Source organism: Mycoplasma sp. 394, from assembly GCF_054353895.1.
Window position 1 is genome coordinate 181,762 of the sequence record NZ_JBTHHL010000001.1, and the last position, 12,982, is coordinate 194,743.

Consider the following 12,982-nt stretch of genomic DNA (forward strand, 5'->3'; position numbering starts at 1 on the left):
TATTTATATAGGAGCAAAATGTTTGAAATTAGTGCAACAAATAACGATTCTGGGCGAACATTATTTAAACTTATAATTAAATATTTGAATAATGTTCCAGTTTCACGGATAGAAAAACTTTTTCGAAAAAAAGATATAAAAGTGAATAATAGTAGAAAAGTAAGTAAAGATCAAATAATTAATGAAAATGATGAAATTATTGTATATGGGATAAATGATATATTTAAAAATACCTTTAAAAAAGTATCATTTGATTTAAATATTTTATATGAAGATGATAATATTCTTTTAATTAACAAACAAGCAGGAGTGGTGGTTCATGGCGATGAACATAGTTTAGATCAGCAAGTTCTTTCATACCTTAATTATAAGCAAATTGATAGTTTTAAACCTAGTCATGTAGGTCGTTTAGACAGAGAAACCAGTGGAATTATTTTATATGCTAAAAATTATGCTTCATTGGTTTCTTTAAATGCTTCTAGTATCAATTTTATTAAAAAATATTTATTTAAAAGTGACTTTAATGAAGCATATAAAGAAGTTGAATTATATTTTAGTAAGCAAAATAATAAAATTAAAACATCAGTTAAAGCTAAAGATGGTTATAAATATGCTAAGACTATCTTTTCAATAGAAAACAACAAGCAAATAGCACAATTGCTGACTGGACGCAAACATCAAATCCGTTTATCATTAAAATTCCTAGGTAAACCAATTTATGGTGATATGAAATATGGTGGTAAAAAAGCATCTAGATTGATGCTACATTCATATTATTTAAAATTTGTAGGTTTATCTGGTAATTTATTTTATTTAAATAACTTTGAATTTTATGCACCAGCAAAGTGATAGGAGAAATATGATTAAAATTACTAAAGAAAAACTGAATGAAATTGTTAAAACTTTGATGTTTGAACCTACCAAGCAAGTAGTTAATGACATCCTTGAAAATTGAAATAAACTGCAAAAACAAATTAAATATTTTGATAAATTAGATTTAACAAATGTTAAACCAATGAGTCATATTAATGAAAGTTATCAAATTGATTTTCTTAGAGAAGATGAATATAAAGAAGAAGATCGCGTTACAAAAGCAAGAATATTATCTAATGCACCTGAATCAGATGGTGATTACCTTAAGTTAACAAAGGTGGTAAAATAGTGCGTAGAATCAAACATCTTGGAAATTATGATGCTGCATACAATGATTTAAAAAATGATAAAAACAATGCTGTTGCGTACTTATTTCCTTATAATACAGTTTTTTATACCAAAGATATGAGTTTATCAAAAGCAGTTTTAACAATTAAAGATAACTATGCAACTAAATGTGCTCCAACATCAGGATCATCAAAAATTTTAGAAAATTTTGAACCTGGTTATTCAGCTACTGCAGTTAAAAAACTATATGCTAATGGAGCACACTTTGTTGCCAAAGTACATCTTGATGAATTAGCACTCGGTGGAACTGGGACATACAGTGGATATGGGTTAATAACAAATCCGTTAGATAAAAATCGTTATGCAGGTGGTTCTTCATCAGGTTCTGTTGCTACATTTAATGAAAACATTTCGATTGCATTAGGTTCTGATACTGGTGATAGTGTAAGATTACCAGGTAGTTATAATGGAATCCCAGGATTTAAACCATCATATGGAGCAATCAGCCGCTACGGTTTATATGCTTATGCATCTTCGCTTGACACAGTTGCTTATTTTGCTCATAATGTTAACGATATTATCGCAATGTCACAGGTGTTATATGGTAAAGATAACAAAGATATGACATCTGTGGATGTTGAAATTAAAGATGTTATTAAAAGTAAACCTAAGAGTGTAATTGCACTTGATTTTTCACAATTTTGTGAAGATTATATCAATGATGCATATCAACAATTGTTGCAAAAGTTATCTGCTACAGGGATAAAAGTTGAAAAAATTAAACCAAATATAGATATTTTAAGATGTGTAAAACCTGCTTATGAAATAATTTCCTATTCAGAAGCAAGTTCAAATTTAGCTAATTTAACAGGTATCGGTTTTGCAAATCGTATTGATGCAAGTTCATGAGAAGAAATTATTCGTAGTACTCGTTCAAAACACTTTGGAAAAATGGTTCAAGAACGCTTGTCGCTAGGTAGTTACTTTTTATATGCTGAAAATGTTGAAGAAATGTTATTTAAAGCACAAAAAGCTCGTAGGGTAATAGTTGAGTATTGAAAATCCTTGCAAGATCAAGGTGATTTAGTTATTTTCCCAGCCTTTGCTGCAGTTGCTCCTACTTTTGATGCTCCTAAAGACTACGATGTGATGAGTTATATCTTAACTACTGCCAATTTAGCAGGGAATCCATCGATTACATTACCATTAGCAAAGCATCAGAATTTACCATTTTCGATAGCATTAGAAACCAAGATTTATGATGATAAAAAGTTATTAGCATATGCAGAATGATTTGAAGAACTAATCGGAGAAAAACATGAATAATTTTGAAACAATTATTGGAATTGAAATCCATGTTGAATTAAAAACTAAAACTAAAATGTTTTCTGCAATGTTAAATGATTATAATGCACCGGTAAATACCACAGCAAATCAAATTGATTTAGGATATCCAGGGACCTTACCACAAGTTAATAAGCAGGCTGTAAAGTATGCTATTGCACTTGCTAAAGCATTAAATATGCAAATTGATACACAATTACATTTTGACCGTAAAAATTATTTTTATCCTGATTTACCAAAAGGATATCAAATCACTCAATTTTACCGTCCGATAGGTAAAAACGGTAAAATCGATATCATAGTAAATGATAAAATAAAAAGTATCACAATCGAAAGAATCCATTTAGAAGAGGATACAGCACGTCAACATCATAGTGAGCAAGGGACTTTATTAGATTACAATCGTGCCGGAGTTCCACTGATTGAAATTGTAACATATCCTGTGATAAAAAATTCCGATGAAGCAGCAGCATATGTAGATATGATTAAAAAGACTGTGCAGTCACTTGATATATCAGAGGGAAAACTAGAGCAAGGAACTTTACGTGCTGATATTAATATTTCTTTACGTCCTTATGGTGTAGAAAAATTTGGTACAAAAGTTGAAATTAAAAATATGAATTCGCTTTCTAATATTAAAAAAGCAATTGAATATGAAATTAAATTACAAAGAAGTAAGTTACTTTTAGGACAAGAAATTTTACAACAAACTAAAAGATTTGACGATCAAAGCAATGCTAATGTTGTAATGCGAACTAAAACAGCAGCAGTTGATTATCGCTACTTCCCTGAACCTAATATTCCTTATATCAAACTTTCTGATGCATTTATTAATTCAGTAGTATTAAAAGAACTACCACTTGAGCTAAGAGTTAGATATCAAAGTCTAAAAATTCAAAATATTTATATCAATAGCTTATTAGATGATATTAAATTAGCACAGTATTTTGATTTGATTCCTTATGAAAATAAAGAAGCTTTATCAAAAGTATTTTTTGCTGAAATAGTTTCACTTGCTAACTTAAAAGGTGTTTTAGCCTATGATTTAGGGATAAAAGTTGAGGATATCGCTAAAGCAATGCAACTTTTAGACCAAGGAGTTATTTCAGGTAAGTCATTAAAGAAATTGATTCCTTTGCTTGTAAACTTTAATTCAGATATTAATGATCTTTTAGAGCAACATCAACTTAAACAAATTTCAGATCCAAAACTTATTACAAATTATTTACAAGCAATAATAGAAAATAATTCAGCATTAGTTTCTGAATACTTAAATCGGCCTGAAAAAGTATTGAAGTTTGTGTTAGGTAATTTAATGAAACAGACAAATGGACAAGTAAATCCGATAATTTCAAACGAAATTGCAGTTAAGGTTCTCGATGCTCGCTTCAAAAAATAAACCACTTAGTTACAAAAAACTAATTAAAATGCGAATACCAAAAAAGATATATAAAAGATTTTATCTTAATATTGTTTATTTTGCTACCTTTGATTTCTTTTATTGGATTTATGAGTTTTTTATCAAAGGAATTATTAGTATTTTTGCTTTTGTTTTAATTCGCAGTTATAATCAAAATCAAAAAGTTAAGCGGCGTAAGGTAGTAAATTATGTTTATGATAAATTCTCTTCATCTGAATATAACTTTATTTGACTCTCTACTGCTTTTTATATGTTAATTTCCTTTGTTTCTGTTATTTATATTGTTTATTTTTTAAACATTACCATAAATGATAACATTGGTTCATTTACAAACTATGTAGATAGTTTTTATAAAGAAACAGTTGAAAACAAAGATGGTAACACTAGTACTTTTCAAGCACTTTTTAATGTTACCATCTTTAATAAATTTATTCCAGGTGGAGATTTATACTTTAACCCATCACCTGGTAAAATGCAAGTTAATAGTTTGCTACAAAAGTTATACACTTTGATTCCTGGTTCCTTTGTAGCCTTACCTGCTTTATATATAGCAGCAGGTGGATATGGAAAACTCATCACTTCTTATAATGTAATTTATTCGCATGAAAAAGTAGGAACATATTGAGGTAATAAAGCAAAAGGTTTGTTTATCGTACTTGGTGTAGCTATTATTTTATGAGCTATGTCTACTCTTAATATCTTTATTCAAGCACGCTTATTTAATGCACACAGACTTGATGGGAGTGGTGTAAACGACTTGTTGTATATTATTTTCACTATAATATTTTTTATCTTAATATTTTTGTATTTATTTAAATTTGTTCCATCTTTTAAAATAAATTTTAAAGGCATTTACAAAGGTGTTATTATTTCTGCTCTTCCTTCGGTTATTTTAGTTATCGCTTATACATATTTAAGTAGATTATTTACTAATAATAACTATGGAGCAGCAGTAGGATTCTTTTTTAGTATCGGATTCTTTGTGAACTGATTTGTGTATTTTATGTTTTTAGGAATTACATTTAATAATGCATATTATAAAAGTTATATTAATACAAGGACGATACCAAAAAAAACCTTGGCATGATGGTTTTAAAAAAACTTATCGATATGGATAAGTTTTTTATTAATCACAAATATTGGTATCTATAATATTATTTAGATGCCTTCTTTTCAAGACGTTTGTTAAATCTATCAATTCTTCCAGTTGCTTTTGCTTGTGTTCTATTTCCAGTATATACAGCATGACATCCTGAACAAACATCAACTGTAAAATGTTTTTTAGTTGAATTGAATTGAAATTCACTTTGACATGTTGAGCAAGTTACTTTAACTTGATGGTAATCTGGGTGTAAATCTTTTTTCATATTTATTCCTTATTATTTTGAGTAGAACTCAACTACTAATGAATCTTTAATTTCTGGGTGAATTTCTGTTCTTTCAGGTAAGCGATCCAATTTCACACTAAAGTCTTTTCTGGTTAATCAAGCAGATGCTACTTTATTTGCTAAACTTTCAGTAATTTGTACATTTGCTCTTGATTTTTCTTTTAATTCAATAACATCTCCTACTGATACAGTTATTGAAGGAATATTAGCTTTTTTACCATTTAAGGTGAAATGATTATGGTTAACTAATTGACGAGCTTGTCTACGTGTTGAAGCGAATCCGGCACGATAAACAAGGTTATCTAAACGTAATTCTAATAATTGTAGGAAGTTGGTACCTGTAACACCTTTTAATTTGGTTGCTCTTTCAAAAGTTCTACGAAGTTGTTTTTCGTTAAGTCCAAATAGGTGTTTTACTTTTTGCTTTTCATATAAGTGCAATCCGTAATCTGATAGTTTAACTTTTTTATTTCCGTGTTGTCCTGGTGCATATGTTCTTTTTCTACCTTTAGAAAACTCTTTTCCAGTTTCTAATATTGAAAAACCAAGACGACGTGATTTTTTAAATACTGGTCCAGTATATCTTGACATTTATTATCCTCTTTTCTGCATATAGAAGAGGGTTTATTTCTTGTTTAATAACTTTAACTTAATGCTTTCAAAATTCAGCTTTATCTACTAACAAGTTATGTGCGTTAAATTTATATAAAACAATAACAAACTGCTGCTAATTTATGCTTCTTAATTCTATCACAATTTTGTTTTTATAAAAATTAAATGATTAGAATTTTGCAAGAATATGATCAAGTTCATGTTTGTGGTTATCTACATAAACTGTAGCTTTTTCATCAGAAATAGGTTTTACCTTAGTTCCGTTAATTCGGTAGATTTGTACATTTTTAGCACCTAGGAATTTTCATGTTCCTTCAAGTCATGAAACATGTGAACCTCATTGATACCAATCTTGTGGCGCTCCTTGTGAAGCAATAATTAAAACATTAAGGTGATCTAATAATCCAATTGCTTCACCTTTTTTAGAATATTTATATGAAAAAGTTTTATCAGCTAACGAAACACTGTCAATAAAGTTTTTAACTACAACTGAAGCAGCAAAGTTAATCATTGATGTAGAAATAACTACTAAATCAGTTTCTTTTAATAAATTAATTCACTTATCCGAATCAATTTGTTTTCAATAATCAGGATATGTTTTTTTGGTTAAAAAGATGTCTCCATGAGTTTCATTTAGATCAAATCTTTTAACATCTTTACCTTCACTTTTAAATTTTGTTTCAAGATAATCCATAGTATCACCGGTATATGATGAATGATCCTTGTTAATTAAATTACCGTCTAAAAGTAATATTTTTTGCATTAATTCTCCTTTATTTATTTAGGATATTATTATACTATTTTTCTAAAAAGTATAAAAAAACTTGCATTTTTATAGGTTATTTTTTGTTTTTTGTTTTGTAGTTGATTAAGAGTGGAGTTTTAATTACTAGATATATTTATATTTTGTATCGAATTTTATAAATAACAAACAAGTTATTATAAAATAATTTATAATATATATTCAAAGGTGGTAGAGATGAACAAAAAAATACCTGAAATAAGATTTAAGGAATTTACTGGTGATTGAGAAGAGGATCTCTTGGGAAACATTTACGATTATGCTTCTGAGGGCGGAACCCCAAATACAAACATAGAGAATTATTATAAAAATGGAAAAATTCCTTTTTTAAAAATAGAAGATACATCAAGCAAATATGTTTATCAAACAAATAATTTTATTACTGAAGAAGGTTTAAAAAATTCTTCTGCATGAATGATTAAAAAAGATAGCATAATTTTTACAAATGGAGCTACTATTGGAAATGTTTCTATCAATAAAATACCCCTTTGCACAAAACAAGGTATTTTAGGGATAGAAATAAGAAATAAATTTAACCTGGAATTTGTATATTATTTACTAAAAACATGAAATGTTCATTCTCAAACGCTTAAAAATGTTACTGTTGGTACAATACCAACAATTACACTAGGAAATTTTAGTAATATTACTTTTAAAAAACCTAAAAACACAACTGAACAACAAAAAATCTCCCAACTTTTAACTTCCTTAGATTCTTACCTTACACTTCATCAGCAAAAATATGACTTTTTAATGAATATTAAGTCTACATTGCTATCTAAAATGTTCCCTGATCAAAATTCAAAATTTCCTAATATTAGTTTTTCGGAATTTACTCACGCTTGAGAACAGGATCAAATTAAAGAACTTTTTGATATAACACGTGGTTATGTTTTAGCAACTAAGGATATTTTTCAAAGTCAAAATGGAGAAAATATATACCCAGTTTATTCATCGCAAACACTTAATAACGGACTACTCGGTTATTATAAAAAATTTCTTTTTGAAGATGCTATTACATGAACCACCGATGGAGCAAACGCAGGAACTGTAAATTATAGAGAGGGAAAATTTTATAGTACAAATGTTTGTGGTGTTTTATTAGAGAAAAAATATAAACCTAACTTATTTCTTGCTCACTCATTACAAAACGAGTCATTTAAATTTGTAATGAGAGCAGGAAATCCAAAATTAATGAATAACACTGTTGCTGATATTACTATAAAGGTAACTTCAAGTGTCCCTGAACAACAAAAAATATCTCAACTTTTCACTTCCTTAGACTCATACCTTTCACTTCATCAGCGTAAGTTAACTGCTTTAGAGAATATCAAAAAGACAATGTTAGATAAAATGTTTGTTTAAACAAAACACTACATCACAAACCCTCTGATGTAGTGTTTAATTTTATAACAACTAAGTTGTTACTTGCTTATTATCTTTTAATTATTTCACCTGTATCTAAATTATAAATAGTGCTAGGGATATTACTTCCTTTCCGAAAGCAATATAATGATAACAAACAGGATGTTGGTACAATATCACACCAACATCCTGTTTTTGTGGTTTTATGTTTTAGACATAGGAAATACAAAACTTATTTCCTTAGGTAAATATTCATAAAGGTCTTTTACCTGCTGATTACTAGGGTTTATATTAGCTGTTATGGTTTTAGATTTATCAATGTATTTTACATTCATAGTTATACGACTTTTTCGCGAACTTTCTTCAGCCATATATTTAACACCTATTTGTTCTAAATTAATAAGTCAAAAATGTAAATTTTCTGTGTCGTCATTTATGTAATCTGGGACTAAATTATATTGTGAAATCTGAGAATTCTGGTTTCTTGTTTCATACATTAACAAATTCTTACTCTTGAAGAATTCATTAATATTTTCGTTGTTTAAATAAATATTTTGAAACTCTTCTTTGTTAATTTGTTTTAGTTTTTCTTCTGTTAAAGTATTTATGTCAAAATTAACTTTGTCTTTAAATGTTTGATAATATTTCTTAACATAATTTAAATTAAATTTATCTAAAAATAATTTATTGAGTTCATCTACTGATTTAATAAATACATATTTGTCTTTGAATAAGGGTTGAAACATCCCGTTATTTTCTTTGTTATTTTCTCACAAATAATAAAAGTAATTTTCTTTAATTTTCTTAATATCATTTAGTCTTTGATATTCATCTACATATACATAAAATCTTTTTAAATCGTATTCATCATATTCTTTATTATTGTTTGTGTTATTTGTACAACTAGCAACAACCAATGATGTTAATGCAGAAAAAGGAAAAATTCATTTTTTTATAAAATTCTTCATATTATTTTTCCTGTATGGTATATGTTAATGCTAAACTATCATTGATTGAATTATCAAATAAAACATCAGAATATTTTTTAACTTTTAATCGATATATACCTGATTCAGGAGTTACATACTCAAGTATTTCATCGTTAGAGTCACTTGATATGATGCTTTTTACAACAGTTCATTTTCCAGAACTATCTTTTTTTTCTAAATATAAATCATAATCAGAAAATAGTTTATCATTTTGTTTTTGATTTATTGTTTTTAGATTCAATCTTTCTTCATTAATATGAGTATTTTTTCATTCTGCTTTTTCTTTTGCTAACCTTGATCCCTCAACAGAATTAGCTATAACACCACCTAAAACTCCTAAAAACCATCATCAATTTACATTTGCATTATATGTAGGTAAATTTTCATGTTCTTTTAATAAACCTGAATTGAACAATCAAGAACTTGCTCCCTTGATTTTTTTATCTTTTTGAACATAGAATTCTCTAGTAAACAAAACAAAATCATTATCAGATTTTGAAACTTCTTTAGTTACTAAATTATCGGCTGCTTCTAACATATTTTCAAAATCTACAATACCAGAACCATATTTTTCTGTATATCCATTCGCTTTATAATTGAGATTATTTACTTTTGGGGTTCTTGATGAAGCACCTATAATCGATTTTATAGATTGTAATCTAATTTTGTCTTTGTCTAAGAAATCTCTTTCTCTTAATAATGTTGAAACTAAACCTGTAACAACGGGAGATGCAAAGCTTGTACCTTGTGTATCTAAGTAATTTCACTCACCTTTACTATTTTTATGCCATCTTTTATATAAATATCCTGGAGCAACCACATTAGGTTTAGAAGTGGATGTAAAACTTTTAGGTAATAAATAATTAGAATATTTTGCTATCGTTTCGGTAGGTTTTTGTGCTCAATTACTAAAATCAAGAGCTCCTACAACTAAATTATTAAGGGAAAGTTTATATCCATTTAATCATTCGTTTTCTTTTTCTTTTTTATTGTTACCGTTACCTGATGAAAATATATTTACAACTCCATATTTTCTAGATATATAATCTAAAAATAGGTTTTTTTCATTATATATTGGATGCGCATCATCAATTGTATAACCGTAGCTATGGTTTATAACCCTAACCTTTTTATCTTTAACCATTCATTCAATACCTTTTTGTCATTCAGAATCTTCTATAAAGGCAGAAAAGATAAGTTTAGAATATCTATCATATCCTTTTTCGCCTGCTGTTATATTTGAAACTTCATTTGCATGATGGGTAATTGCAAAATCTGGAGTTTCGTTTATCTCAATACCAAATCTATTAAAATTTTGTAGTTTAGTTTCATCTAATCTCCCTATTACTTCTAAAACTCCAACATTCCCTAAGTTATTGTAATATCTTCTATTCTCTCTTTCTATTTGCTTCTTAAAATTTACTATTTCTAAATCTTTTGTGTTATCGATTGTAATATCCCTATCATAGTAAATATCTCAATCAATAACTTTTTGCTTGCGTGAATTCGTTGTATTAGATAATTGAATATTTTGTATTTCGTTTGGAAATACAATACCTTTATAAATTTCTTTTTTTTCTATAATACTTTTGACAAATTCTTTTCTTTGATTTTCATTATCAAAATAGAATCAAACGATCGGCATCATCGAGCTTGTTTGATAGCTTTTGAAATATAAATTTGATTTTTTAATGTTTTCTATGAATTCATTATTTTTTTGGACAGTTCATTTTTCATCCATAACTGAATTTTCTGCTTCATAATTTAATAAAAGTTTTAATTCATAATTATTGTTTACAGGTACATTCCTCACAGAATTAAATAGTTGTCCGTTTTTGTTTATACGAACTTCTAATTTATTATTTTGATATCCTAAATATCAAGGTTTTTCTTGATTTTTTAACACATTTGTAGTTGTTAATGCTGGTATACTAGCAACTGATGTAGTTAAAATACTACTAAATAAAAATATTTTTTTAATTTGCTTTTTCATATTTACTCCTTTTATGTTTAAGTAATAAATAAATTTTTCTTCAATTTCTTAACATTCTTATTCTACATAAAAAAAAGGTGAAATTAGAAAAAATAATTTAAAATATATTAAAAAATTTAGAAAATGTGCAAAATCTATGAAAAGGAAGTTTAACAAGAATTAAGATAAAAAATTAAAAAATTTTAGACATTTGTGAAATCAATTACTGATTTTCAAACTTAAAATCTAAATTTTTAAGTCATGTAGGTTATATAAAAATAACTTATGAACAAATATTTGGTATTAATGAGTATAATATGAGATGATTAATACTTAATAAAAATATAAACAAATTTAAATCAAAATCGCCACAGCTATTTGCTGCAACGATACAAAGTTAAATCTGTTAGTTTTATACTTTCTTGTTTATGTGTTTTTCCTGTATTTCCCGTTTTGATGGTGAAAATTCTGTTTACCTATTGTTTATAGGGGTAAACAGAATTTTAAGGTATTTTTTTCTTACTAATTTTTTAATCTTCAAGCGTAAGTTAACTATTCTTAAAAATATTAAGAAAAAATTATTAGAAAAAATGTTTATTTAGGTTAGAATACACAAGAATTTAAACATAAAATATGATAACTTACAATATTAGTAATTTATCAGTTATTTTATTCTGCTAAAAAAGGAGTAAAATATAATTAATATTAAAATATAAATACAGGAGCAATTATGGCAAAATTTAGACGTATTTTTATGATTGTAACAGACGGTTTAGGAATTGGTCCGGATAAAGATCAAATTAAATTCGGTGATGCTGGCGCAAACACTATTCGATCTGCTTCAATGGTTGAAGAATTTCAAATTGATACTTGAAAAAAATTAGGTATCGGTAATATTGCTAATCTTAACGGAAATTATTATGTTCGTAAGCCACTTGCATATATGGCTAAAGTTCAAGAAGTTTCAAATGCAAAAGATACACTAGCTGGACATTGAGAAATGATGGGGGTTAAAACTAATACTCCGTTTCCTACATTTACTGAAAACGGATTCCCACAAGAATTAATAGATGAATTATCAAAGGCTTTTGATGGAAGACCAATTGTAGGAAACAAAGCTGCATCAGGGACTGAAATCATTAATGAATTAGCCCACGAAGAAAAAGAACGTGGTGCAATTATAGTATATACATCAATGGATTCGGTATTACAAATTTGTGCTCATGAAGCTTGAACTGGTTTAGATAACTTATATCGTTATGCTAAAGCAGCGCGTGAAATTTGTTCATCAAAATCTGAATGAAATGTTGGTAGAATTATATGTCGTCCTTATATAGGTGATTTTGGTAGTTTTGAAAGAACTTTTAACCGACATGATTATGCTAACGCACCAGGTTATACTATTTTAAATAGTTTATATAACAAAGGTATTGAAGTTATTTCAGTTGGTAAAATTAATGATATATTTGTAGGCAGTGGAATTTCTAAGCACTTTCCATCCGAAGGTGATGCAAATGGGATGGATATTACAATTGATTTAGCGACAAAAGACGGTGAAAATCAATTTATTTTCACTAATCTTGTACAATTTGATTCGCATTTTGGACACCGTCGTAATGTGCATGGATATGCACAAAATATAGCTAATTTAGATACAAAACTTGCTAAGTTAATCAATGTAATGCGTGAAGATGATTTATTGATTATAACTTCTGATCATGGAAATGATCCAACCTATCCAGGATTTAACCATACCCGGGAATTACTGCCAGCAACTATTTTCTCTAAGTCATTTAAATCTCCAAAGGTTTTAACTAACTTTAACGGTTTGGGAACATTAGGAAACATTGTAGCACGTAATTTCGATGTTGATATAGTCACTGAAACCGGAGATGATATCTTTGATGAGTTAGTTTAAAAATACAGCAG

The 12,982-nt window shown here is 27.6% G+C and carries 12 protein-coding genes; 7 read left to right on the forward strand and 5 right to left on the reverse strand.

The window, feature by feature from the left end; all coding sequences use genetic code 4:
- Positions 1–18 precede the first annotated feature (18 nt).
- Genes ACXYRQ_RS00625 through ACXYRQ_RS00645 form a run of 5 tightly spaced genes read left to right on the forward strand, consistent with a single transcriptional unit; the run spans position 19 to position 5,021 of the window.
- On the forward strand, positions 19–852 hold the full coding sequence (locus ACXYRQ_RS00625; protein ID WP_458614476.1) for a pseudouridine synthase: 834 nt from the start codon (positions 19–21) through the stop codon (positions 850–852).
- Between the two features lie 7 nt (positions 853–859).
- Positions 860–1,162 carry an Asp-tRNA(Asn)/Glu-tRNA(Gln) amidotransferase subunit GatC gene (locus ACXYRQ_RS00630; RefSeq protein WP_458614477.1) on the forward strand — a complete coding sequence of 101 codons (303 nt, stop codon included), beginning with the start codon at positions 860–862 and terminating at the stop codon, positions 1,160–1,162.
- Positions 1,162–2,487 carry an amidase family protein gene (locus tag ACXYRQ_RS00635; RefSeq protein WP_458614478.1) on the forward strand — a complete coding sequence of 442 codons (1,326 nt, stop codon included), beginning with the start codon at positions 1,162–1,164 and terminating at the stop codon, positions 2,485–2,487. The genes ACXYRQ_RS00630 and ACXYRQ_RS00635 overlap by 1 nt, the downstream gene beginning before the upstream one ends.
- Positions 2,480–3,904, forward strand: a complete 1,425-nt coding sequence (gene gatB / locus ACXYRQ_RS00640; protein ID WP_458614479.1) for an Asp-tRNA(Asn)/Glu-tRNA(Gln) amidotransferase subunit GatB — start codon at positions 2,480–2,482, stop codon at positions 3,902–3,904. The genes ACXYRQ_RS00635 and gatB overlap by 8 nt, the downstream gene beginning before the upstream one ends.
- Positions 3,885–5,021, forward strand: a complete 1,137-nt coding sequence (locus tag ACXYRQ_RS00645) for a YhjD/YihY/BrkB family envelope integrity protein (RefSeq protein ID WP_458614480.1) — start codon at positions 3,885–3,887, stop codon at positions 5,019–5,021. Before gatB ends, ACXYRQ_RS00645 begins: the two co-directional genes overlap by 20 nt.
- Positions 5,022–5,079: 58 nt before the next feature.
- Here the strand turns inward: ACXYRQ_RS00645 and rpmE are convergent, their stop codons facing one another.
- The 3 genes from rpmE to ACXYRQ_RS00660 all read right to left on the reverse strand — a co-directional run bounded on the left by rpmE (position 5,080) and on the right by ACXYRQ_RS00660 (position 6,688).
- The gene (gene rpmE / locus ACXYRQ_RS00650; RefSeq protein WP_435130593.1) at positions 5,080–5,292 is read right to left on the reverse strand and encodes a 50S ribosomal protein L31; all 213 of its coding nucleotides are present in this window, start codon (positions 5,290–5,292) and stop codon (positions 5,080–5,082) included.
- Positions 5,293–5,304: 12 nt separating this feature from the next.
- Complete coding sequence (gene rpsD / locus ACXYRQ_RS00655; RefSeq protein WP_458598161.1) at positions 5,305–5,904, reverse strand: 30S ribosomal protein S4; 600 nt, start codon at positions 5,902–5,904, stop codon at positions 5,305–5,307.
- Between the two features lie 190 nt (positions 5,905–6,094).
- Positions 6,095–6,688, reverse strand: a complete 594-nt coding sequence (locus tag ACXYRQ_RS00660) for an FMN-dependent NADH-azoreductase (RefSeq protein WP_458614286.1) — start codon at positions 6,686–6,688, stop codon at positions 6,095–6,097.
- A gap of 216 nt (positions 6,689–6,904) precedes the next feature.
- Between ACXYRQ_RS00660 and ACXYRQ_RS00665 the strand changes: the two genes are divergently transcribed.
- Positions 6,905–8,092 carry a restriction endonuclease subunit S gene (locus ACXYRQ_RS00665; RefSeq protein WP_458614481.1) on the forward strand — a complete coding sequence of 396 codons (1,188 nt, stop codon included), beginning with the start codon at positions 6,905–6,907 and terminating at the stop codon, positions 8,090–8,092.
- Between the two features lie 203 nt (positions 8,093–8,295).
- Here ACXYRQ_RS00665 and ACXYRQ_RS00670 read toward each other — a convergent pair whose 3' ends face one another.
- Both ACXYRQ_RS00670 and ACXYRQ_RS00675 read right to left on the reverse strand, forming a co-directional pair.
- Positions 8,296–9,060, reverse strand: coding sequence for a hypothetical protein (locus ACXYRQ_RS00670; RefSeq protein ID WP_458614319.1), 765 nt, complete (start codon positions 9,058–9,060; stop codon positions 8,296–8,298).
- Position 9,061: 1 nt separating this feature from the next.
- Complete coding sequence (locus tag ACXYRQ_RS00675) at positions 9,062–11,074, reverse strand: S8 family serine peptidase (protein WP_458614482.1); 2,013 nt, start codon at positions 11,072–11,074, stop codon at positions 9,062–9,064.
- A gap of 709 nt (positions 11,075–11,783) precedes the next feature.
- On the opposite strand from ACXYRQ_RS00675, the gene ACXYRQ_RS00680 reads away from it, so the two are divergent.
- Positions 11,784–12,971 carry a phosphopentomutase gene (locus tag ACXYRQ_RS00680; protein WP_435130604.1) on the forward strand — a complete coding sequence of 396 codons (1,188 nt, stop codon included), beginning with the start codon at positions 11,784–11,786 and terminating at the stop codon, positions 12,969–12,971.
- The last annotated feature ends 11 nt before the right edge of the window (positions 12,972–12,982 follow it).